Source organism: uncultured Ruegeria sp., assembly GCF_947489545.1.
Lineage (GTDB): Bacteria > Pseudomonadota > Alphaproteobacteria > Rhodobacterales > Rhodobacteraceae > Ruegeria.
Genome location: NZ_CANLDZ010000003.1, coordinates 237,618 through 259,394 on the forward strand (window position 1 = coordinate 237,618; position 21,777 = coordinate 259,394).

21 protein-coding genes are annotated in these 21,777 nt (G+C 56.6%); 11 read left to right on the forward strand and 10 right to left on the reverse strand.

Going from position 1 to position 21,777, the window contains the following annotated elements:
* Positions 1-16 precede the first annotated feature (16 nt).
* Both Q1B13_RS06105 and Q1B13_RS06110 read right to left on the reverse strand, forming a co-directional pair.
* On the reverse strand, positions 17-994 hold the full coding sequence (locus Q1B13_RS06105; RefSeq protein WP_299078401.1) for an alpha/beta hydrolase: 978 nt from the start codon (positions 992-994) through the stop codon (positions 17-19).
* A complete protein-coding gene (locus Q1B13_RS06110; RefSeq protein WP_298932496.1) occupies positions 994-1,284 on the reverse strand; it encodes an SCP2 sterol-binding domain-containing protein in 291 nt (96 codons plus the stop codon). Before Q1B13_RS06110 ends, Q1B13_RS06105 begins: the two co-directional genes overlap by 1 nt.
* 30 nt (positions 1,285-1,314) lie before the next feature.
* Here Q1B13_RS06110 and Q1B13_RS06115 point away from each other — a divergent pair, with 30 nt between their 5' ends.
* The 5 genes from Q1B13_RS06115 (at position 1,315) to Q1B13_RS06135 (ending at position 6,367) form a co-directional block, all read left to right on the forward strand.
* Positions 1,315-1,923, forward strand: coding sequence for a tetratricopeptide repeat protein (locus Q1B13_RS06115; protein WP_298932494.1), 609 nt, complete (start codon positions 1,315-1,317; stop codon positions 1,921-1,923).
* Positions 1,924-1,944: 21 nt separating this feature from the next.
* Positions 1,945-4,785: a helicase-related protein gene (locus Q1B13_RS06120; RefSeq protein WP_299078404.1), complete on the forward strand. Its 2,841-nt coding sequence runs from the start codon at positions 1,945-1,947 to the stop codon at positions 4,783-4,785.
* A gap of 5 nt (positions 4,786-4,790) precedes the next feature.
* Entirely contained in the window at positions 4,791-5,162 is a 372-nt protein-coding gene (locus tag Q1B13_RS06125; protein WP_299078407.1) for an RNA-binding S4 domain-containing protein, read from the forward strand.
* 65 nt (positions 5,163-5,227) lie between these two features.
* Entirely contained in the window at positions 5,228-5,566 is a 339-nt protein-coding gene (gene fdxA, locus Q1B13_RS06130; RefSeq protein WP_170608293.1) for a ferredoxin FdxA, read from the forward strand.
* Between the two features lie 285 nt (positions 5,567-5,851).
* A complete protein-coding gene (locus Q1B13_RS06135; RefSeq protein WP_298932484.1) occupies positions 5,852-6,367 on the forward strand; it encodes a CarD family transcriptional regulator in 516 nt (171 codons plus the stop codon).
* 97 nt (positions 6,368-6,464) lie between these two features.
* Here the strand turns inward: Q1B13_RS06135 and cobS are convergent, their stop codons facing one another.
* Positions 6,465-7,277, reverse strand: a complete 813-nt coding sequence (gene cobS, locus Q1B13_RS06140; RefSeq protein ID WP_367180697.1) for an adenosylcobinamide-GDP ribazoletransferase — start codon at positions 7,275-7,277, stop codon at positions 6,465-6,467.
* 30 nt (positions 7,278-7,307) lie between these two features.
* Here cobS and cobT point away from each other — a divergent pair, with 30 nt between their 5' ends.
* Positions 7,308-8,318, forward strand: coding sequence for a nicotinate-nucleotide--dimethylbenzimidazole phosphoribosyltransferase (cobT, locus tag Q1B13_RS06145; protein ID WP_299078413.1), 1,011 nt, complete (start codon positions 7,308-7,310; stop codon positions 8,316-8,318).
* A gap of 31 nt (positions 8,319-8,349) precedes the next feature.
* Here cobT and Q1B13_RS06150 read toward each other — a convergent pair whose 3' ends face one another.
* Positions 8,350-10,230, reverse strand: a complete 1,881-nt coding sequence (locus Q1B13_RS06150) for a monovalent cation:proton antiporter-2 (CPA2) family protein (RefSeq protein ID WP_299078416.1) — start codon at positions 10,228-10,230, stop codon at positions 8,350-8,352.
* Positions 10,231-10,249: 19 nt separating this feature from the next.
* On the reverse strand, positions 10,250-10,705 hold the full coding sequence (locus Q1B13_RS06155) for an Lrp/AsnC family transcriptional regulator (protein ID WP_298932478.1): 456 nt from the start codon (positions 10,703-10,705) through the stop codon (positions 10,250-10,252).
* Between the two features lie 147 nt (positions 10,706-10,852).
* On the opposite strand from Q1B13_RS06155, the gene hppD reads away from it, so the two are divergent.
* The gene (hppD, locus tag Q1B13_RS06160) at positions 10,853-11,950 is read left to right on the forward strand and encodes a 4-hydroxyphenylpyruvate dioxygenase (RefSeq protein ID WP_299078419.1); all 1,098 of its coding nucleotides are present in this window, start codon (positions 10,853-10,855) and stop codon (positions 11,948-11,950) included.
* On the opposite strand, the gene Q1B13_RS06165 is transcribed toward hppD, so the two are convergent.
* Positions 11,947-12,579, reverse strand: a complete 633-nt coding sequence (locus Q1B13_RS06165; RefSeq protein WP_299078422.1) for a bifunctional 2-polyprenyl-6-hydroxyphenol methylase/3-demethylubiquinol 3-O-methyltransferase UbiG — start codon at positions 12,577-12,579, stop codon at positions 11,947-11,949. The two genes, hppD and Q1B13_RS06165, sit on opposite strands and share 4 nt — an antisense overlap.
* The gene (locus tag Q1B13_RS06170) at positions 12,572-14,680 is read right to left on the reverse strand and encodes a hypothetical protein (RefSeq protein WP_299078426.1); all 2,109 of its coding nucleotides are present in this window, start codon (positions 14,678-14,680) and stop codon (positions 12,572-12,574) included. Before Q1B13_RS06170 ends, Q1B13_RS06165 begins: the two co-directional genes overlap by 8 nt.
* Before the next feature lie 158 nt (positions 14,681-14,838).
* Between Q1B13_RS06170 and Q1B13_RS06175 the strand changes: the two genes are divergently transcribed.
* On the forward strand, positions 14,839-15,540 hold the full coding sequence (locus Q1B13_RS06175; RefSeq protein WP_298932471.1) for an SIMPL domain-containing protein: 702 nt from the start codon (positions 14,839-14,841) through the stop codon (positions 15,538-15,540).
* 2 nt (positions 15,541-15,542) lie between these two features.
* Here Q1B13_RS06175 and Q1B13_RS06180 read toward each other — a convergent pair whose 3' ends face one another.
* The 3 genes from Q1B13_RS06180 to Q1B13_RS06190 all read right to left on the reverse strand — a co-directional run bounded on the left by Q1B13_RS06180 (position 15,543) and on the right by Q1B13_RS06190 (position 18,616).
* Entirely contained in the window at positions 15,543-16,253 is a 711-nt protein-coding gene (locus tag Q1B13_RS06180; protein WP_299078429.1) for a GNAT family protein, read from the reverse strand.
* Positions 16,254-16,255: 2 nt separating this feature from the next.
* Positions 16,256-17,548 (reverse strand): O-acetylhomoserine aminocarboxypropyltransferase/cysteine synthase family protein, encoded by a 1,293-nt coding sequence (locus Q1B13_RS06185; protein WP_299078433.1) that lies wholly within the window; start codon positions 17,546-17,548, stop codon positions 16,256-16,258.
* A gap of 72 nt (positions 17,549-17,620) precedes the next feature.
* Positions 17,621-18,616: a hypothetical protein gene (locus tag Q1B13_RS06190; RefSeq protein ID WP_299078436.1), complete on the reverse strand. Its 996-nt coding sequence runs from the start codon at positions 18,614-18,616 to the stop codon at positions 17,621-17,623.
* 144 nt (positions 18,617-18,760) lie between these two features.
* Between Q1B13_RS06190 and Q1B13_RS06195 the strand changes: the two genes are divergently transcribed.
* The 3 genes from Q1B13_RS06195 (at position 18,761) to Q1B13_RS06205 (ending at position 21,766) form a co-directional block, all read left to right on the forward strand.
* Positions 18,761-19,393, forward strand: coding sequence for a cupin domain-containing protein (locus Q1B13_RS06195; protein ID WP_299078439.1), 633 nt, complete (start codon positions 18,761-18,763; stop codon positions 19,391-19,393).
* Positions 19,394-19,551: 158 nt separating this feature from the next.
* Positions 19,552-20,886: an NAD(P)-dependent oxidoreductase gene (locus Q1B13_RS06200; RefSeq protein ID WP_299078442.1), complete on the forward strand. Its 1,335-nt coding sequence runs from the start codon at positions 19,552-19,554 to the stop codon at positions 20,884-20,886.
* 43 nt (positions 20,887-20,929) lie between these two features.
* The gene (locus Q1B13_RS06205; RefSeq protein ID WP_299078447.1) at positions 20,930-21,766 is read left to right on the forward strand and encodes a methyltransferase domain-containing protein; all 837 of its coding nucleotides are present in this window, start codon (positions 20,930-20,932) and stop codon (positions 21,764-21,766) included.
* The last annotated feature ends 11 nt before the right edge of the window (positions 21,767-21,777 follow it).

Genomic DNA, 21,777 nt, shown 5'->3' on the forward strand with positions numbered 1-21,777 from the left:
GTTCTTGGGTGGTTGATCAGCGCGACAATGCCGCTTCTGGTGCGCGTGTTGATTGAGCTGCCACAAAATGCGCGGCGAGCTGATCAAGGACAGGCCCCCGGACGTCCGGCGCTTCCATGAGCACCTCATGCTCTCCATCTGGAATTTCAACCAACTTGCCATCGGGCCAGTTGGCGATGCGGGCGCGGATCGCTTTACGGTCAACAATCTGCTCGTGTGCGCCCATGAATGTCAGGCAGGGTATCGCCGGAGCAGGTTGTTCCATAAGCCATTCGCATTCGGTCAGTGCTTCCCGCAGCCAAAGGTTGGATGGCGCACCCAGGGCCAGTTCAGGATGTGCTTTCAACTGGTCTTGCATCATCTTGAATGTGTCAGGGTCGCGGGTCAGAACGTTCCCCTCGAAAGGTTGCGACAGGACATAGCTTTCGAGCGTTGTCGTTGGAGGTGTCTTTTCCCCCAATCCCAGGCGCGTTCCCCAATAGGCTGTCACCCGGCTGAGTGGTTTCATGATAGGTGTGAAGAAAATCCCCCACATGGGCCCGGTAAAGGCGCAAGCAGCAAAGCACTTGTGCTCGATTGCCGCCCGCAGTCCGATAGCCCCGCCCATCGAATGGCCAATGACGTACCATGGCTGCGGCAGATTGAGCTCGGTGGCCAGATCAAGTGTCGCTTGCACATCATGTTGGTAATCCGGGAAGTGATCAATGTGACCCACCCGCCGGTCGTCCAAAAGCCGATCAGCCAATCCCTGACCACGCCAGTCTACCGCAAGCATGGCAAAGCCACGCTCGACGAACTCACGGGCAGTGCTGCCGTATTTTTCGACATATTCCGTACGACCGGGAAACATCATCACGGTTCCGGTGGCTTCGCCATCGGGTAACCAGTGGCCCACGCGAATGCGCTTGCCATCCGTAGTTTTAAGCCAATGGGCAACACCACCGGCTGGACCGCCGGCCACGTCTTCAAATAAAGGGGCCGGCGTAAATTCCATCAGGCCAGCACCGAAGCAAGTTTCATGGCAATCCCCATGTCTCCGTCGACACTCAGCTTTCCAGACATGAACGCACCAGTTGGGTTCAGTTCGCCGCTGAGGATTTGTTCAAACGTATCAGCATCAGCGCTGAGGGTTACGTCTGCGTCATCATCGCTCACCCGAGCACCGCTTGCATCTAGAACGATAGAGCCCTGATCGGCGATGGCAAATTTTGCGGACGCATCAAAGTCACCACCCGAGAGTTTCTCGTTCAGAACCTCTGCGGCTTTTTCCAGAATGTCGCTCATGATCTTCCTCATATTGTTTATGCGCCGTGAATGGACATCTTCGGCCGCAACGCTACACTGAACATTGTTATGGGCATTGCAATCAACAATCTCAAAGGTACCGTTGCGGCACTTGGCGTCCTAGTCATGTTTTCCACCAGTTGCATTGCGCAACAAGCCGATTCGCGGGACGAGGACGCGTTGTTGCAGCAATTGATCGAGGCAACGCCGGAACAGGCCCACGGAATCGATCGACAGTTACAGGCGCTGTGGTCGCAATCGGGGTCGTCATCGGCCGATCTATTGTTGGAGCGTGGGCGTGAAGCGCTAGACAACGGCGATGTGGACATTGCCATCGAACATCTGACGGCGTTGACTGATCATGCACCCGAGTTCGCCGAAGGCTGGCATCTGCGTGCATCGGCCTTTTTTGGGATCGAACGGTTTGGAATGGCGGCTGCCGATCTGGAGTATGCGTTGACACTAAACCCCAACAACTACCAGGCTATCTATGGCCTTGGCCTTATTTTTGAGGTTCTGGATCAACCTGAAAAAGCCTTTGAGGCGTACTCGCGTGCTTTGGCTATACATCCCCATCATGAAAAAGTAACCAATGCCGTGAATCGGCTAAAGCCTCAGATCGAAGGCAAGGCACTTTAAAGTCCAGGGCAGGGGGCAAAGGTGAACGGGTCATCCCGAATCGTGGCCGTGCTCGGCCCGACAAACACAGGTAAAACCCACTATGCGATTGAGCGGATGCTCGGCTACCGTACCGGTGTGATCGGTCTGCCGCTGCGGCTGCTTGCGCGCGAGGTCTATGACAAGATCGTAGCGATTCGCGGACCCTCCGTTGTGGCATTGGTCACTGGGGAAGAGCGCATTGTTCCTCCTCGCGCCCAATATTGGGTTTGCACCGTCGAGGCGATGCCCGATGGCATGGGTGCAGATTTCGTAGCGATTGATGAAATTCAGCTATGCGCCGACCCTGAGAGGGGGCATGTTTTCACCGACCGTCTTCTACGCGCACGCGGATCCAACGAAACGCTCTTTCTGGGCGCTGATTCCATGCGCGGCCCCATCGCGGCACTTGTGCCAGAGGCGCAGTTCCACCGCCGTGAACGGATGTCCCAGTTGGTTTACTCCGGCTCGAAGAAAATCAGCCGCATGCCATCACGCAGCGCAATTGTCGGATTCTCGGTCGAGAATGTGTACGCGATTGCCGAGTTGTTGCGGCGCCAAAAGGGCGGGGCGGCCGTGGTCATGGGCGCACTCAGCCCGCGTACACGGAACGCGCAGGTGGACCTGTATCAAAACGGCGAGGTCGACTATCTGGTGGCAACCGATGCCATCGGGATGGGGCTGAATCTGGATGTGAACCATGTTGCGTTTTCAGCCTTGTCGAAGTTTGACGGGCGACGGATGCGGCCACTGGCACCAAACGAGTTGGCTCAGATCGCCGGGCGAGCAGGCCGTGGCATGTCAGACGGCACATTCGGGGTCACGGGTGAGGCGCCGCCCTTGGATGAAGGCGTGGCGCAGTCCATCACGGACGGCCGATTCACGCCGATCAAAAAGCTGAACTGGCGAAATGCTGCTTTGCGGTTCGGGTCTGTCGACGCCTTGATTAACTCGCTTGAGGTCGCCCCTGACAGCGAGCACCTGATCAAAGCCCGCCCAGCCGATGACCTGAACGTACTGAAATCCTTGTCGGCCGAGATCGAGGTTGCGGCCCGTGCCAGCGACGGTCCATCCGTCCGTCTTCTGTGGGATGTGTGCCGAATCCCGGATTTTCGCGGGATCAGTCATGTCGAACATGCCAGCTTGCTTGAGGTGATTTTTGGCCACCTGCACGAAGGCGGCGCGATACCTGATGACTTCATGGCGCGGCAAATCCGCCGGATTGATCGGACCGACGGTGATATCGATGCATTGTCCAAAAGATTGGCGTATATCCGCACCTGGACTTATGTTGCGCAGCGAAACAGTTGGGTGCGTGACGAATCCCATTGGCGTGCCGAAACACGCGCTGTAGAAGACAGGGTGTCGGACGCTCTTCACGAACGTTTGACTCAAAGATTTGTGGATCGGCGCACATCCATATTATTGCGCCGGCTCAAACAGAAGGAGGCCCTTTTGGCCGAAGTAAATGATAAGGGTGAAGTGACCGTCGAAGGCGAATTCGTTGGTCGTCTGGAAGGGTTCCGGTTCAGCCCGGACAAAAGCGCGCAGGGAGCTGAGGCGAAAGCCCTCAAGTCAGCCTCTCTGCAAGCTCTCGCGCCGCAATTCCATCTGCGTGCCGATCGCTTCTACAATGCGCCCGATACAGAAATTGATTTTACCGAACAGGGTGGCCTGATGTGGGGCGAATACGCCGTCGGCAAGCTGGTCGCCGGTGCCGAGCCTCTAAAGCCGGTTGTCGAGGTCTTTGTGGATGAGGCCGCAGGCCCGGATGTCGAACAAAAGGTCCAGCGCCGCCTGCAGCATTTCATTGATCGCAAGGTCGCAGCTCTGTTCGAGCCGTTGCTGAACCTGTCGCGGGATGAAGAACTGTCGGGTCTTGCCAAGGGTTTTGCCTTCCGCATGGTCGAAGGTCTGGGCGTTCTGCCCCGGGCCGGTGTCGCGCAAGAGGTCAAGGATCTGGATCAGGATGCCCGTGGTGCGTTGCGCAAGCACGGTATACGCTTTGGTCAGTTCACCATCTTTATGCCATTGCTGTTGAAGCCCGCACCGACGCGGTTGCGTCTGGTTCTTTGGGCTTTGGCGGGGGGATTGCAGGAGTTTCCGGAAGCGCCACCTCCGGGTCTGGTCACCGTGCCCGTCGCCAAGGGTGCGCCCGAAGGTTACGATACCATGTGCGGCTACCGCGATGCAGGCGAGCGTTCGATCCGCATCGACATGCTGGAACGCCTGGCTGATATGCTACGCGCCGAAGACAGCCGTGGCGGGTTTGAAGCCAAACCCGACATGTTGTCGATCACCGGTATGACGCTTGAGCAGTTCGCCGACCTTATGCAGGGCCTTGGCTACAAGGCCGAACAAGGTGAACGGGCAAAGGTAAAGCCAGCGCCCGCCGAAACTACGCAAGAAGCGACGGAGGCCACCTCTGCCGAACCTGCGGCTGAAACGCCCGAGCAACCCGCCGTCGCAGAAATCAAGTCATCTGCGGCCGAACCGGAGCCGGTTGTTGAACCCGCCGAAGCGTCAGCTGAGGCCACCGAAAGCACCGAGGCGGTAGCCGAGGCACCTGCAGCGGGCGAACCTGAGGTCGAAGTGTTCTACACCTTCACTTGGGGGCGTCAGCGTCCGGCCAACCGGGCCCCGCGTCGTGATCAACGGCAAGGGCAGGGTAAAGGCAAGCCGCGCGGCAAACCTCAGGACGGCCGTGGTAAACCGCAGGGCAAGAAGGGTGGCAAACCGCAAGGTGCCAAAACCTTCTCTTCGCGGCCTGCGAAAAAGGAGAAGGCCATTGATCCCGACAACCCCTTCGCGGCTGCGTTGATGGGTTTGAAGGACGGCAACTAATCGGAATGTCCCAGGCTCAGGCCAAACTGCGGATCGATAAATGGCTCTGGCAGGCACGGTTCTTCAAGACCCGTAGCCTGGCCGCCAAACAGGTCAGCGGCGGCCACGTGCGCCTGAACGGAAACCGGGTGCTGAAACCGGCGCAATCCGTGTCACCCGGGGACGTTCTGACATTTCCTCAGGGCCGCATTGTTCGGGTTGTGTATATCGAGGCCTTAGGCACCCGGCGTGGTCCGGCGCCCGAGGCGCAAATGCTGTATACGGATCTAACCAAAAAACAGGACGCGCAGCCCAAAAACCCTGGTTTTGAGGGAAAAGGTCGCCCGACCAAGAAAGATCGACGGGCAATTGATCTTTCTCGTATGCCTGACAGCTGATCTGATCTTGAAGACGGCCTCAGACTGAACTAGCTACACGTCAAGCCGCTAACAGGAAACCGACCATGACTTATGTTGTCACCGAGAATTGCATCGCCTGCAAATACACCGACTGTGTTGAAGTGTGCCCGGTGGACTGTTTCTATGAAGGCGAGAATGCACTGGTCATTCACCCAGACGAATGCATTGACTGCGGTGTATGCGAACCTGAATGCCCTGCGGATGCGATCCGCCCGGATACCGAACCTGGTATGGAACAATGGGTCGAGTTCAACCGCAAATTCTCGGAACAGTGGCCGGTGATCGTGACCAAGAAAGATCCTTTGCCAGACGCTGAAGAACGCGATGGCGAAGAAGGTAAGATGGAGAAGTATTTCTCTGAAGCGCCGGGTGAGGGCGGATAAACGATTCGCAGCACCCGCGCGGTCCGAAATCGACTGAAATGCGACCTATCCTGTTGAAAACAGGGTAAATGCTGACAATTGTCCCTAGGTCAACTTTCGGGTGTCGCAATTCTGTGATATACTCTGTCCTTACATGATGACTGAGATTGGGATGAACTCCGTAAGTATGCTCGCTTTGGAGTGTTGAATTTATGACACTATTGCCGCCTGTCGGGGCTGAAACAGTCCCCGCATGTGGTCTTTTTGTCGCCTGTGTCCTGATCTGCAACCAAGGAAAAAAACTGAATGACAAAGTCGAAAAAGCTTGAGTTCCGCCCGAACGACTATGTTGTCTACCCCGCTCATGGTGTGGGCCAGATCATTTCGATCGAAGAACAGGATGTCGCGGGTTTCTCGCTCGAGCTGTTCGTCATCTCATTTGAGAAAGACAAAATGACCCTGCGGGTGCCTACAAACAAGGCCACCGAATCCGGACTGCGTTCACTCAGCTCGCCGGATGTGATCAGTCAGGCGATGAAGACACTGAAAGGCAAGGCCAAAGTCAAACGTGCCATGTGGTCGCGCCGCGCCCAGGAATACGAACAGAAAATCAACTCGGGTGATCTGATCTCGATTGCCGAGGTGGTCCGCGATCTGCATCGCACTGACGATCAGCGCGAACAAAGCTATTCCGAGCGTCAGCTGTACGAAGCCGCCTTAGAGCGTCTGACCCGCGAAGTGGCCGCCGTTTCGGGCGCAGGTGAGATTTCTGCTGCCAAACAAGTGGATGAAGTTTTGACATCACGTGCCGCCGCTGCCTGACTTTTTGGCAATTACGGTAAAAAAGGCCGCTCCTGATTGGGGCGGTCTTTTTCGTGGTGTGCCTTAAGGCGGTGTGATTTCTCTGGCTTTGGCAGAGTTAGAGTTGCGCAGCCAGTGCCAGCAAGAACGCGATCTCGGCCAATTGCTGCGCGGCGCCCAGGATATCTCCGGTTTGGCCGCCTATCTTTGCCTGTGCTACTAAGGCCAGAACGCCGACAACTAGTCCCGCGCAAACGGCTGGAACCAGCGCCTGCGCCCCGATCAACAAAAGCGCAATCAAAGCCGCCAAACCCAATGAAGCGACAACTGACCAGACGCCGGGTACGCCAACTGAGTGGCTCAAACCTGATTGCCGCGCGCTTGGTAGAATCTTCATCAATACTGGCATGGTGGCGCGTGAAAACGCACATGCGGCGAGAATTGTCCAAATGGCACCAGACGTCAGCAATGCGGCAATCGCGGAGACTCGAATAAGCTGGGAAATCAACAAGGCCAGCACGCCATAGGCTCCGATGTGGCCGTCTTTCATGATCTCTAGTCGCCGTTCAGTCGTGAAACCGCCCCAGATCCCATCAAACGTGTCTGCCAGCCCATCTTCGTGCATTGCTCCGGTGGTGCAGATCAGAACAGCGACAACAAACCCGGCGCTGGCGAGTGGTGGCAGGCTTACTGACAGTGCTACCCAGCCAGCACAACACGCCAGCAGACCGACCACCAACCCGACCAAGGGGAAGGCCCATGCAGCTTGTGCCTGCCTTGCAAAGACGGCATCAGGCAAACGGGGCAGGGGCAGGCGTGTCAAAAGCACCAGCGCCAGCGGAACATCCCACAGTAAGAAGGGTTTGGTGTCGTTTTTATGCACTCCCGCGCCTTTCAGGGTCTTGTTGGATTGAATGCTTCGGTTAAACACGCAGGACCACTCTGATGCAATGAGGCTTTGATGCTGCCCGAACTTAACGATTTGAAGACTTTCCGCGATGCGCTGACCAGTGCGCCGGCTCCCGATAGTGCTGCCGTACAGGGCGCAACCGAGCGTAATGGACAATTGACGAAACCGCCGGGCGCGTTGGGGCGGCTCGAAGATCTGGCGATCTGGTATGCAGGTTGGCGCGGGAATGCCCAACCGCAAATCACTGCACCACAAGTCATCGTTTTTGCGGGCAACCACGGCGTCACGGCACAGGGTGTTTCGGCGTTTCCGCCCGAAGTCACTTTGCAGATGGTGATGAATTTTGAACATGGCGGTGCCGCGATCAATCAGCTGGCCAAGTCAGCAGGCGCAAAAATGGACGTACATGCGCTGGATCTGGAACATCCGACAGCGGATTTCACCCAATCACCAGCTATGACCGAAGCAGAAGTTTTGCGGGCCCTGCAAACGGGCTGGCAGGCAGTCGACCCCAAGGCCGATTTGCTGGTTGTGGGCGAAATGGGCATCGGGAACACCACACCAGCCGCCGCGATTGCCTGCGCCTTGTTTGGTGGCGACGCTGCGGATTGGACCGGGCGTGGTACCGGTGTCGATGACGCGGGCCTCGCGAACAAAACGCGTGTCGTCACCGAAGGCGTGGCCCTGCATGCAACCGATGACGGGCTGGAAGTCCTGCGTTGCCTGGGCGGGCGTGAGATCGCAGCGATGGCCGGGGCCATCGCCGCCGCTCGTGTTATACGCATTCCGGTCATTCTGGACGGGTTTATCTGCTCGGCCGCAGCTGCGTGTCTGGCACAGATGTCTCCGAGCGCCCTGGATCATGCTGTAGCAGGCCATCAGAGTGCGGAAAGCGCGCATGGGGCAGTTCTGGAGCAAATTGGCAAAGACCCCTTGCTAAGCCTTGGTCTGCGTTTAGGTGAGGGGTCAGGTGCTGCCTTGGCCATCAACATCCTGAAAAGCGCCGTGGCGTGCCATTCTGGTATGGCGACCTTCGCCGAAGCAGGCGTCTCTGACGGGTGAGGAAAGTGCCTGACTACAGCCCGGCGCCGGGTCAGGCAGATTTTTTGGCGTGTTCTTCGGCCAGTTCAAGCAGCGCAGTCTCAAGGTCTTTCTCCAACTGCTGCGCGCGCTCAATATACGGTTTGTTCTCAGCCGTAGGTTTGCCGGGGATCCAGAGTTCAGCCAGATCACGTACGGACAACCGGTCGTGGTGATAAAACGTCTGCTCGGCCTGTGCCGCTTCGTATTCGCTGAGGCCGATATTCTCGAGCACATAGCGACCCGCGCGTAGGGAACTATCGAACATCTCGCGCACGATGTCGCTGGCTCCGGCCTGATACAGCTCATATACATGCGTGCGATCGCGCGCCCGAGCAATGATGTGCAGATCCGGACGCTGGCGCCTTGCATAGGCGACAAGCCGCGTGGTTTCTTTGCGATCATCCATCGCGGCAACCAGAACTGATGCCTTTTCCAGCCCTGCAGCACGCAACAGCTCGGGCCGCGTTGGATCGCCCAGAAAGCCTTTGACGCCGAACCGGCGCATCAGCTGGATGGTTTCGATGTCGTGATCCAGAACAACCGTCTTGAAGCCACTGGCGCGCACCAACCGGTTGACGATTTGCCCAAACCGTCCGATGCCGGCAATTATGACGGGCCCCTTCTCATCAATCTCATCAGGTTCCATCTCCGCTTTTGTGTCGCCGATTTTGCGGGACAGAAGGTCGTAGACAATGAACAGAAGCGGCGTGATCAGCATCGTCAAGGCGATGATCATCAACAGCTTTTGTGACAAATCAGGTGGGATGACGTTCTGCTGGGAGGAAAAGGCCAGCAACACAAATCCGAACTCGCCTGCCTGCGCCAGACCCAACGTGAACAGCCAGTGATCCCGCCCTTTCAACTTGAAGGCTTTGCCCACGACATAAAGGATGATCCCCTTGGCCAGAATGACCAGCAGCGCCAGGCCAATCAAATCGAGTGGATCGTTAAAGAAGTATGCCACATCTATCCCGGCCCCCACGGTGATAAAGAAAAGACCCAGGAACAAGCCTTTGAACGGCTCAAGGTCGCTTTCCATCTCGTGCCTGAATTCCGAACTCGCCAGCACGACCCCAGCCAGGAAGGCCCCTAAAGCGGGTGACAGCCCGACAAGCGTCATCAGAAACGAAATGCCGACCACGATCATAAGGGCCAGCGCTGTGTACATCTCGCGCAGACGCGTTGCATGGATAAAGCGGAACAAAGGCCGAGTCAGGTAGATGCCAGCCAGTATGATGAAAGCAATGGCGCCGATCGTTACCAGAGTTACCGCCCAACCCGGCAGGCCTTCGACAAGTGACAGGCTGTGGTGGCCTGCGGCGTGCAGATCGTCCGCCCCACGATCAATCGATCCATCGGCCTCGATATGCGGCATTGCGGGCAGGGCCAGCAATGGCAGCATGGCCAGTATGGGAATGACCGCGATGTCCTGTGTTAGCAAAACGGAAAATGTGGCCCTGCCGCCATTGGTTTGCATCAGGCCTTTTTCGGACAAGGTTTGGAGGACGATGGCTGTTGACGATAGGGAAAGAGTTAAGCCTACCGCCAGCGCGACGGACCAGGGGTGATTGGCATAGATTGCCACCCCTGCAATAACGGCGGTGGACAGCAACACTTGTAACCCGCCAAGGCCCAGCAAACGGTCGCGCATATCCCAAAGGGCGCGTGGTTCCAGTTCCAATCCGATCAGGAACAGCATCATCACAACGCCGAATTCTGCGACATGTTGCAGGTTTTCGGTTTCGGCGCCGACCAGGCCGAACACAGGGCCAATGATGATACCGGCAGCCAAGTAACCCAAAACGGACCCCAAACCCAAACGGGCAGACAAGGGGACAGCGATTACTGCTGCAGCCAGATAGATTGAAGCCTGGTAAAGGAAATCGTCCATATTCTTCCTCTTGCCCCGCTCAGGTCGGCAGGGGCGCGTCGCGTTTGAGTTGGTCCATTACGATCTGGCTTTGAACCCGTGCAACCGCAGGATGCGGCAGGATTACCTGATGAAGCAAGCTGTTCAGGCCGGATAGATCGTCGCAATAGACGTGCAGCAGGTAATCCGCCTCACCCGTCATCGTCCAGGCGCTTGTTATTTCTGGGCGGGTTTCGACCATACGGGCGAAACTTGCGGATTGTTCCGGCCCATGGGTACCCAGGTGGACCTGAATGAAACCTTGCACCTGTAACCCCAGTTTCAGCGGATCCAGTCGGGCGGCATAGCCTGTGATGTACCCTTCTGCTTCCAGCCGTTGCCTGCGGCGGCCTGCCTGGCTGGGTGACAGGTTCAACATCTCGCCCAGTTGATGGGCGGTCAGATGAGCATCTTTTTGAAGGGCAGACAGAAGGTGCGTATCTGTGGCATCCAGCATATGCGGAATTATCCCAAATTTTTCTTACTTTATGCGTAATTCACGCATTTACCTATAGGTTATACGAAAACTATGCGCAGAAACAGCGTTGGATAAGTCGTATTTTTGAATCAGCAAAGAAATTCCTGTTTCCCGAGGAGACACACCATGGGTCCTTTCCCACACAATGCCCCGAAATCTGTCATCAGCGAAGAAAACCCGGCTGGAACCGACGGGTTTGAATTCGTCGAATTTGCCCACCCCGAGCCGCAAGAGTTGCGCGATCTGTTTGCAAAAATGGGGTTCGAACTGGTTGCCCGCCACAAGGACAAACCTGCAGTCGAGCTTTGGCAGCAAGGCGATATCACCTACATCCTGAATGCCGACCCCGACAGCTTTGCTGACAAGTTTGTTGCAGAACATGGGCCCTGCGCTCCGTCGATGGGCTGGCGGGTTGTGGACGCACAAAAGGCATTTGAACACGCCGTTTCCAAGGGTGCAGAGCCTTATGAAGGGGCAGATAAGACAATGGATGTACCAGCGATCAAAGGGATCGGCGGATCGCTGCTTTATTTCATTGATCAGTATTACGACACATCGCCTTACAATCATGAGTTCGAGTGGATTCAGCAGTCAAAACCACGCGGCGAGGGTTTTTACTACCTCGATCACCTGACGCATAACGTTTTCAAGGGAAACATGGACAAATGGTTCAAATTCTACGGCGACCTGTTCAATTTTCGTGAAATCCGTTTCTTCGACATTCAGGGCAAGTTCACCGGGCTTTTCAGCCGCGCTCTAACGTCACCATGTGGTCGTATCCGCATTCCGATCAACGAGGATCGCGGCGAGACAGGCCAGATCGTGGCCTACCTCAAGAAGTACAAAGGCGAAGGGATTCAGCATATCGCAGTTGGCAGCGAGGATATCTACGCATCCACCGATGCGATTGCCGAAAACGGGCTGAAATTCATGCCCGGGCCAAACAAAGCCTATTATGAGCTGTCCACAGAACGTGTGACGGACCATGCCGAACCATTGGACCGTATGATGAAGCACGGCATCCTGATTGATGGCGAGGGTGTCGTGGATGGTGGTGAAACACGCATCCTGTTGCAGATATTCTCAAAAACAGTCATCGGCCCGATTTTCTTCGAGTTCATTCAGCGCAAGGGCGATGACGGTTTTGGTGAAGGGAATTTCAAAGCGTTGTTTGAATCCATCGAACGCGAACAGATCGAAAGCGGTGAGATTTCTGCGGCTTAAGACGCTATTCCCGGTGCGCCCAGAACCAACCAGGTCCAAGTGACCCCGGCGCGCCGGTTGCCATCTTGAATGGATGCTCGGTGGGAAGTGTACTGAACTTGCATCCCTGCGGATTCAGCGCTTTGCAGGACCTTTTCGACGGATATCTCAAAACCGGGCCGATCATCAGGGCATGGGCCATGGCGCAGCGACAGAATCATTCGCCCGGAAGGTTTGAGACAGGACGCAAGGATGTGAATAGCGCGATCTTGGTCTGGCGGGTTTAGGTGATGCAAAACACCGATGCCCAATGCAATGTCGAAACAACAGCGCCATGGACGAGAATGGGTGAGCTCGGGCAGGTGTGAATTGCACCACGAAATACTCAGATGTTGGTACGTCTCCTGACCATACATCCGAAACTTCGAGACCGGCTCGACCGCTGTCACGTGATTTCCACGTGACGCGAGCCACGCCGCTATTGTCCCAGGACCCGAACCGACATCCAAAACCTCGGACCCTGTTTCGGGCAAATAGTCGAGCACGGGTGCCAGCACGATTTCCGGCGAGAGGTTTTCGTAGATTGGTATAAGCTCAGCCGCGGCCTGTTCATAACCTTCGATAATCTTCCGCTGGTTCGGCTCAGCCACGCGGCATCGTTATGGTGACGTTGCGGCCCTTTTTCTGGTACCTCAACTCACTGTCCCCAATCGCAACCACACGACCGCCATCGATCCTGTCCCCGACCTTCAGCTTTTTGTACCGACCACTTGGCAGACGCACCAACGCGCGGCGGTTTGCGGGTGTACCGTAGACACCAATCAGATTCAGCCTGCGCAGGTTGATCGCTCGGTCTATTGTGGCCTGTCGCGCAACCGATGCGGTGGTTGGAATTTTGGGTGAGACAGTTCTGGGCTGAACCGTTTCGGTGGTATCGTTGCTTTGATCAACCGCAGCTGTTGAGCCAAGATTGGACGTGCTGGGCTTTGTCGCGCTGGCAACGATTGCCGCTATTCCAGCGGGACGTGTTTTCGGCCTAGGCACACGAACAACGGCCAATGCGGTGGGTGTCTGATCCACCTGGATTTCATCCTGCAAAGACTTAGGCCTGAGTTTAGGCCTTAAAACCGCAAGCTCCTCCAGGGATCGACCACCGAGTTGTTCCCGCTCAAACTGTTCAACCAGATCATTGGGACGTGGCTGCGGGCGCAGCCGGGCCAGACGCGATTCAGTGTCTTCAACAACCGGTTCTTCTTCGAACCGGACCGGAATTTCGGGGGGGACCAACGATGGGCGGCCCTCATAAACCAAGATTCCGTCCGGGTTGAGAGTGCCGTCCGGCGTTGGCGTGACAAGGCCGCGTTCGTCCAGATCAAAACGTGTACCGGCGATGCTGGGTAGCGCAGCTTGGTCAAATGGCTGATCCGTGTCGAAGCTTTCAGCTGGGGGCAGGGCAATCGCATCGCTGGACAGGTCAGATTTGTCGATGGACGCCAGATACAGATCGTCAGGATCGACCTGAGTTGGCTCGATAAGCGGCGCCGGTGGTGACAGGTTCAACCCTGTGAGTGTTTCCAGGTCTTCCTGCGCTTCCGGGTCGCGCTCGATCTCCTCGACGGGGGTTGGCTGAACCTTCAAGGCTTCCAGAATGGCTGCATCTGTGGGTGTGAGTTCCGGCTGTTCAACAGTGGGAACACCCATCACCGTTTCGCTGTCTTCAGGGGTTGCAACACTCTGTTCTGTCGAAGGTTCCGGACCTGCGACTTCGGGCTGTGCAGCTACGGCGACCTTAGTATTTGGTTCGGCTTCTTCTGGCGTCACCCCTGCAGTGACTTCGGGTTCCGGGGGCGTTGTATCTGGTGCCGCTGTTTCGGCTTCAGCCAGATCGCTGTCAGTGCGCGACCCCAGCAAAGACCATGCACCGATAGCAACGCCGATAAAGATCAACGCAGCAATAGTGGGCAGGACAAAGCGCTTCGCCTCTGCCGGTATCATCGAATGACTATCCCCTGCGGGCGTATTGGCAGGTTCGGGAGACCGAAACATGTCTGGCGCGGCTGCATGTGCAATTGCATGTACAGTTGGTTCGGGCTCATCGTCATTTCCAGAGAGTGCCGGTTCCAGTGTCTTCGGCTCTTCATCGGTTTCCGGGGGGGGCACAACGGTTGTTTCGGCCTGTTCCGCAGCAACATCTGAAAGGACTGGTTCCGGTGCTGAAGGCTGTTCATCGAGTTCCGGCAAGGACACAACAGCTGTTTCAGTCGGTTCCGTGACCGCATCCATGACCAAGTCGAAGTAAGGCTCCTCAGGGAACTCGTCTTCACCTGGTTCCGCGCTAAAGCGAACGGGGATAAACCCATGATCGGTAGTAAAGCTCCGTGCCTCTGCCAAAGTCTGGTGCGCAACTGCCGCCACATATGTTGTCGGTCCCCGAGTTTCTGTATCAAAGGACAGCTCAGAAATCTCGTAGGGCGTAGCCTCGGTCAGCGCGTCGTGCACTTTTTGCTCGATGTCTTCCGCGGTCATACCCTCGGTCGAGATCGTCAGATACCGAACCTGATCGGCGGGAATGATCACCTTGCAACTCAGGTCGTTTTCCAGCGCAAACCCTTTGTCCCGCAAGGCCTGCACCTGCTCGGTCAGGTCAGGCGCATCCAACGGGACAACGCCAATATCGAACCAATCGTCATCCGATTGGTGCTTAAGGGAAATTCCGGTGGCCGAAAAAGACAGCGCAAAGGCGGGTTTCATAATCCGGAGGAACCATAATTGTCATCGTCAATGCAAACGACTTTATGTCTGCAGACTGATATTAAAGCAGGAACCCGCCGAGGGAAAGAAAAAGGCATACTCACCTCTTGTATGGCAATGCCCTGCCGATCCATGTTTGGACAAAGAAAATTGGAGGGATGACATTGAAGACATTCGCTTTTCTGATCGCATTATTGGCTGTCGCGGCTGCGGGAATCGCCCATGCGGAAGAACGTCGCATCACCGTTGATGCCACTGGGACCGTGCAGGTTGCACCCGATATGGCAACGATTACGCTAGGTGTGACGAACGAAAACGCCGAAGCGTCGGCGGCAATGCAGGCCACATCGGACGCGGTGTCGCAGGTATTGGCGCGCCTCGACGAGATGGGAATTGAGGATCGGGACGTTCAGACCCGTGACCTGTCGCTGACGCCGGTTTGGTCTGGCCGTCTGGGCGAAAACGCTGATAAGCCCGAGATCACCGGGTTTGTGGCATCCAACCGGGTTTTTGTGCGTGTGCGCGATCTGAACAATCTCGGACAAATCATGGACGCGGTCATTCAGGACGGCGCTAATGATTTCGGAGGGCTGAGTTTTGGTGTCCAGGATCCCAAGCCTGTCGAGGCCCAGGCCCGTGCAAAGGCCGTCGGTGAAGCAATGGCGAAGGCCGAACAACTGGCGCAAGCAGCCAGTGTAACGCTGGGCGCTGTTCAGTCGATTTCGGAACAATCCGGTGGCGTTCGCCCGATGATGGCAATGCGCGAGATGGCCATGGCAGATACGGGCGGTGTGCCCGTGGCAGGAGGCGAGATTTCGGTCTCTGTCACTGTCTCGATGGAATTCGGGATTTCCGAGTAAACCTAAGCATCTGCGCGGGCTTTCAGCGGTTGGCGCTGTTGGCCCGCGTCGTCAAAATTGTCCGCGGATAGCCAGGTCTCGAAAGCTGCGCGAACACGTGGCCATTCACTATCTACAATTGAATACCAGGCAGTATCCCTGTTGCGCCCTTTGTAATGGGTCGCCTGACGAAACACACCTTCAAAGGTAAAGCCCAGCCGTTTGGCCGCATGGCAGGATGGCGCGTTTAGCGCATCGCATTTCCATTCGTAGCGGCGATATCCCAACTCGTCGAACACGCGGCGCATCATCAGATACATGGTCTCGGTTGATTGTGGTTTGCGCTGCAGAAGGGGCGAGAAATGGATGTGTCCGACCTCGATAGCGCCGGCTGCGGGTTCAATCCTTAGAAAAGATGCCATTCCGACCGGGATATCGTCCTGATCCAGTATTGTGTGGAACATCGGGTCAGCGTCCATGCAATTGGCCTGCGCCCACTCAAAAAAGTCGTTTTCGCGTTCAAACGGGCCATACGGCAGATAGGTCCAGTTACGCCCATCCGTATCGTTGGCAAACGCCCGAAACAGTCCGGGCGCATGCCGATTCACATCCAGTGGCACGACTGAACAGTAAAGGCCCTCCATCGGTGTGTAAGGCGGTGTCGGGCGCGGAAAGTCGCCCTCTACCGGCCATCCGATGGGTTGTCCAAGGTCGTTCGTTTCGTGCCCTGTCATGGTCAGGCGCTGGCTTTGGACAGTGCTTGATCCAAATCGGCAATCAGGTCGTTTACGTCCTCAATCCCGATGGACACGCGGACCACATTTGGACCTGCGCCTGCAGCCTCTTGCTGCTCTGGGGTCAATTGACGGTGGGTGGTCGAGGCTGAGTGGATGATCAGCGACCGCGCATCGCCCAGGTTGGCCACGTGACTGAATATCTCCAGCGCGTTGACCAACTTGATACAGGCATCATACCCACCCTTGACCGCGAATGTGAACAGCGCGCCTGCACCCCGTGGGTAATGCTTTTTAACCCTGTCCTGATAAGGTGACGACGGCAGACCTGCGTAGGTCACGTACTCCACCCGGTCATCCGCCTCCAGCCATGCGGCGAGCTTCAGTGCGTTCTCGACGTGACGCTCCATCCGTAGCGACAAGGTTTCGATCCCCATCAGTGTGTAATGCGCCGCCTGCGGGTTCATTGTCATGCCCAGATCGCGCAAGCCGATGGCAATGCCATGGAAGGTGAAGGCCAACGGCCCGAAAGTCTCGTGGAACTTCAACCCGTGATAGGCCTGTTCCGGTTGACTGAGCGAAGGGAACTTGTCATTCGCCGACCAGTCGAACTTGCCTGAATCCACGATGCAACCACCCGTTACAGTGCCATTGCCGGTCAGGTATTTCGTGGTCGAGTGCACCACTAGTGTCGCGCCATGTTCAATAGGACGACAGAGGTAAGGCGTGGCCGACGTGTTGTCGACGATCAGCGGAATGCCAGCGCCATCGGCCACATCTGCCAAAGCGCGGATGTCTGTGACATAGCCGCCGGGGTTGGCGATGGATTCGCAGAACACCGCGCGGGTGTTGTCATCGATGGCAGCCTTGACTGCGTCCAGATCGTCAGTGTCCACGAACTTCGCCGACCATCCAAAGCGTTTGATCGTCTGGCTGAACTGCGTGACCGTGCCGCCATACAAGCGGGTTGAGGCGACGACGTTGCAGCCTGGCCCCATCAGCGGAAACAGCGCCATGATCTGGGCTGCGTGGCCGGATGAACAGCAAACTGCGCCAACGCCCCCTTCCAGCGTTGCAACACGCTCCTGCAATACGGCGACGGTTGGGTTTGTAAGGCGGGAATAGATGTACCCGACTTCTTGAAGATTGAACAAAGCTGCGGCATGGTCCGCATCCCGGAACACGTAAGCCGTCGTTTGATAGATCGGTGTCTGACGTGCTCCGGTGGCCGGGTCAGGGCGGGCGCCCGCGTGAATTTGCAATGTGTCGAAACCGTAGGTCGGGCCATCAGACATCTTGAACATCTCCTATTGGAATTCGTTTGGTCGAATCTGTAGGGCATTGCCCGCCTGCGCACAACGATCCTGTCAGCGCATCCACAGGCCTTTGCTTTTGATCCGGTTGCGATACACCTGCTCGCGTTTCGGCAGGTTGTCCTGATCGAACATCTCGCGAATTTTCTTGCCTTTGCCTTGAACCACCAGTTTTTTCAATGGGTCGTAGTTTTTCAGAACTTTTTTCACCCTATTCGGCGCCACAACCGTTTCCAGAACCTCGATCACATGATCGCTTTCGCGGGCATAGAGCAGCGGGAACAGGCGATAGTGGCAGCTGACCGAACCATCCAGCAAACCGTCCGGCAAGGCATCCCGCCCGCCACCAAAGGAATGGATCACCAGGGGCAAAGCTGCCTGATCTAACCATGGATCCAGGTTTTGTCCGACTAACTCGGGTATGGCTTCATTGCGGATGGCCAGGGCGTATTCAAGAAACCGTTCGCCGAACTGACGCGGGCATTTGTAGAAGAAAAACCCTGCATTGAAGTACAGGTAACGACGCCAGTGATCATGTGGCTGGCTGTCATCCACCGAGCTTTTGAGATCCAGCCCAAAACGGTCGTAGAGCGCGCGCCAAATCCCGTCAAATCCGGGTCCATAGAGTGTCGGCTTTGGCCAGGTACCTTCGACCTTCAGCGACGCGCCGGGTCGGTCAAAGTCGAACGGCACGCCGTTCAAATCACCTGTTATCAGAGTGTCGGTATCAAAGAACACAAACGGCTCTCCTTCGGGCATGGCAAGAAGTGCTTCGATCTTGTTGCCATAAGGGTAGCTTTCACCGAAAACGTGCGAGTCAAACGGCAGTATCTCGGCATCCAACTGACCCAACACCTTTAGAACGTCTTCGTTTTGAAGGCTTGGATTCTGGCTCCAACGCGGCCCCGGTTTGGGGGTGGCGACATACAGTTTCCCTTCGAAGTCGGGCGACGAATGCCGCAGGGACGCGGCGAACAACACAGCTTCGTATTGAAGGCGATTGTTTTGCCCAATGACGACGATGTTGAATTTCTGCGTAAGTGCCTGCATTCCAGCCCGATCCTGTTGGGGGTCTGTTTTCCGGCCCCTCTCATCGGAATTACAGTAAGCGACAAGGGGCGTCAAAAGATGTTGGTTTGAATTTCGATCAAACCAATCCATTTTGGGACATGACGGCTGTTCAGGAGAGAGATGATGCGGGTCAATGCAGACTTCACCAAACGTGTTGCGGTCCATTTTGATGAGACCGATTGGGTGGCGTCCCCAGCAACCGGGGTAGACCGCAAGATGCTGGACCGGATCGGAGACGAAGTTGCGCGTGCGACCACGATCGTACGATTTGCCCCCGGCAGCGCCTTTGCCGCGCATACGCATGATGGTGGCGAGGAGTATCTGGTTCTGGACGGCGTGTTTCAGGATGAAAGCGGAGATTTCCCCGTGGGTAGTTATGTGCGCAACCCGCCGACCACGTCGCATACGCCATCAGCGATGGCAGGCGCGACAATTCTGGTCAAGTTGCATCAGTTTGATCCGCAAGACCGAACAGAAGTTCATCGCTCGATCAGCGGTGATGATGACCTGCAGCTGTTTCAGGACGCGCATGAGGATGTGCGGGTTCAAACTTGGCGCGCCGGTGAGGTCGTCCAATTGGATGCTGATCAGGGGCTGGAGGTCTTTGTCGTGGACGGCAGTTTTGCCGAAGGGGGCGAAGAATTCTCGGTTTGGGATTGGCTGCGCCTGCCGCCGGGAACGCAATCTCAGGCTATCGCAGGAGAGGGCGGAGCACGTGTTTGGACCAAATCCGGTCACCTGAGCAGCATGGTTTGAGTTAAAAGCTGCACGAAATTGAGGCGATTTTCGCTGGAATCCGGGTCTGTGGCTCGGATTTTTCATTTTTTGACCATTTGGCAAATTTTACCAATTGATAAAAAATGAGAATATGGCAAGCTGGTGCCATAACGAACATATCTACAGGGAGTAGAGTGATGGCACAGGGCCAGATGGCACCCGGCATTGTCTCCGGGCGGCTTTCCAGCGATGAGCTGACCTCGAATTTCAGCGATCTGCATGCGCCATTGGCGCCGCACGAAGCTGCGGTTGCGGCTGATCGTTGTTATTTTTGCTACGACGCGCCATGTATCACGGCCTGTCCGACGGATATCGATATACCGCTTTTTATTCGCCAGATTCAGGCAGGTCAGCCGCAGGCGGCCGGGCGAACGATCTTGGAACAGAACATTCTGGGTGGCATGTGCGCCCGCGTGTGCCCGACCGAGACACTGTGTGAAGAAGCCTGCGTGCGCGAAGCGGCCGAGGGTAAACCGGTTGAGATCGGACGCTTGCAACGCTTTGCCACCGACGACCTGATGGCCACAGGCGAGCATCCTTTTGAACGCGCGCCGGTGACCGACAAGACAGTCGCGGTGATCGGGGCAGGGCCTGCGGGTCTGGCTTGTGCGCACCGTTTGGCGATGTTGGGCTATGACGTGGTGATCCACGAAACCAAGCCCAAGCCGGGCGGCCTGAACGAGTACGGAATCGCAGCCTACAAATCGACCAATGATTTTGCGCAGGCCGAGGTTGATTGGCTGCTGAAGATTGGCGGCATAGCAATCGAAACCGGTTCGGTCCTGGGTGAGACGATCTCATTGCAAGGGCTGCAGGAAAACTATGACGCCGTCTTCTTGTCCATTGGCCTTGCCGGGGTAAACGCTCTGCGGTCGCAAGGTGCCGAGAAAGAGGGCGTGCGACATGCGGTCGATTTCATATCGGACGTACGGCAGGCGTCAGATCTGGCGCATCTGCCCGTCGGGCGCAATGTCGTGGTGATTGGCGGCGGAATGACGGCTGTAGACGCGGCTGTGAAATCCAAGCTGCTGGGCGCGGAACATGTGACGATAGCATATCGTCGCGGTCGCGATGCAATGGGGGCCAGCCGGTACGAGCAGGACCTTGCAGCCTCGCATGGGGTGCGGATCATGACCAATGTCCAGCCGGTTGCAATCCATGGAAATGGCGCGGCAGCAGAGATTGAGTTGGAATACACCGCCAGCCAAGACGGAAAACTGTCCGGGACCGGAGAAACTATCCGGGTGCAGGCGGATCAGGTCCTCAAGGCGATTGGCCAAACCCTGGAAGGTGCACCGGAAGGGTTGACCTTGGACGGAAACAAGATCGCTGTCAGCGGTGCCGGGCGGACGTCGATTTCCGGTGTCTGGGCGGGCGGAGACTGCGCCACAGGCGGGGAAGACCTGACCGTGACAGCAGTTGCCGAAGGTCGGGATGCCGCGATGGACATCCACGCAACGCTTGTTTCGTGATAGGGTGAGACATCCAACTCTCCTATATCGCTGAGGTATCCTCATGTCCCAGATCGAAGATGCAGTTGCTCAACACTACACAACCGGTGCCCTGACAGAACGGGTGCGCGACGCCTTGCAGGCCAGTGGCGTTGATCCTGATGCGGCGACGGTCGCGGACCTGAAGGCTGGTGATGAGTTCCACACGGGCGGAGTTGCGGCGACAGATCATTTGTTTGCCCAGCTTGCACCAACCCATGCCACGCGCGTCTTGGATATTGGCTGCGGCATTGGTGGCACTTCGCGGTACGTCGTGGATCATTACGACTCGAAGGTCACCGGAGTTGATCTGACGCCGGAGTTTGTCGAGACGGCGATTGCGCTTAGCGACCTTGTCGGCCTGTCGCAGAAGATGAGCTTTCAGGTAGGTAGTGCGTTGGATTTACCGGTACCGGATGCTGGTTTCGATCTGGCCGTGATGTTGCATGTTGGCATGAATATCGATGACAAGGCCGGGCTGTTTTCTGAAGTGGCGCGCGCTCTGGCCACGGGCGGAACCTTCGCGTTGTTCGATGTTATGGGTGGGTCCATTGACGAACCTTTGGCGTTCCCACTGCCATGGTCGACGCTGCCCGAGACATCGTTTGTCGACTCGCCTGATGTTTACAAGAATGCGGCGGCGGCTGCGGGCATGGAACTGGTCGCGGAAAACGATCGCACGGAATTCGCGATCGCATTTTTCCAAGAGGTCTTTGAACGTGTTGCCGAAAGCGGACCAGCGCCGCTGGGGATTCACCTTATGATGGGCGAGACGGCACCTGAAAAATTCCAAAACTATGTCGCAAACCTTGAAGCCGGGCGCATTCGCCCGACGGAAATGATTTTCAAGAAAACCGGCTGAGGAGCCGGGAA

Bases quoted from the DNA above. Each gene is read 5' to 3' on its own strand.
- Q1B13_RS06185 (WP_299078433.1), bottom strand. From the start codon at position 17,548: ATGTCTGATGGCCCGACCTACGGTTTCGACACATTGCAAATTCACGCG.
- fdxA (WP_170608293.1), top strand. From the start codon at position 5,228: ATGACTTATGTTGTCACCGAGAATTGCATCGCCTGCAAATACACCGAC.
- cobT (WP_299078413.1), top strand. From the start codon at position 7,308: ATGCTGCCCGAACTTAACGATTTGAAGACTTTCCGCGATGCGCTGACC.
- Q1B13_RS06200 (WP_299078442.1), top strand. From the start codon at position 19,552: ATGGCACAGGGCCAGATGGCACCCGGCATTGTCTCCGGGCGGCTTTCC.
- Q1B13_RS06110 (WP_298932496.1), bottom strand. From the start codon at position 1,284: ATGAGCGACATTCTGGAAAAAGCCGCAGAGGTTCTGAACGAGAAACTC.
- Q1B13_RS06125 (WP_299078407.1), top strand. From the start codon at position 4,791: ATGTCCCAGGCTCAGGCCAAACTGCGGATCGATAAATGGCTCTGGCAG.
- Q1B13_RS06115 (WP_298932494.1), top strand. From the start codon at position 1,315: ATGGACATCTTCGGCCGCAACGCTACACTGAACATTGTTATGGGCATT.
- hppD (WP_299078419.1), top strand. From the start codon at position 10,853: ATGGGTCCTTTCCCACACAATGCCCCGAAATCTGTCATCAGCGAAGAA.
- Q1B13_RS06190 (WP_299078436.1), bottom strand. From the start codon at position 18,616: ATGCAGGCACTTACGCAGAAATTCAACATCGTCGTCATTGGGCAAAAC.
- Q1B13_RS06180 (WP_299078429.1), bottom strand. From the start codon at position 16,253: ATGACAGGGCACGAAACGAACGACCTTGGACAACCCATCGGATGGCCG.
- Q1B13_RS06195 (WP_299078439.1), top strand. From the start codon at position 18,761: ATGCGGGTCAATGCAGACTTCACCAAACGTGTTGCGGTCCATTTTGAT.
- Q1B13_RS06150 (WP_299078416.1), bottom strand. From the start codon at position 10,230: ATGGACGATTTCCTTTACCAGGCTTCAATCTATCTGGCTGCAGCAGTA.
- Q1B13_RS06155 (WP_298932478.1), bottom strand. From the start codon at position 10,705: ATGCTGGATGCCACAGATACGCACCTTCTGTCTGCCCTTCAAAAAGAT.
- Q1B13_RS06175 (WP_298932471.1), top strand. From the start codon at position 14,839: ATGACATTGAAGACATTCGCTTTTCTGATCGCATTATTGGCTGTCGCG.
- Q1B13_RS06105 (WP_299078401.1), bottom strand. From the start codon at position 994: ATGGAATTTACGCCGGCCCCTTTATTTGAAGACGTGGCCGGCGGTCCA.
- Q1B13_RS06135 (WP_298932484.1), top strand. From the start codon at position 5,852: ATGACAAAGTCGAAAAAGCTTGAGTTCCGCCCGAACGACTATGTTGTC.
- Q1B13_RS06205 (WP_299078447.1), top strand. From the start codon at position 20,930: ATGTCCCAGATCGAAGATGCAGTTGCTCAACACTACACAACCGGTGCC.
- Q1B13_RS06170 (WP_299078426.1), bottom strand. From the start codon at position 14,680: ATGAAACCCGCCTTTGCGCTGTCTTTTTCGGCCACCGGAATTTCCCTT.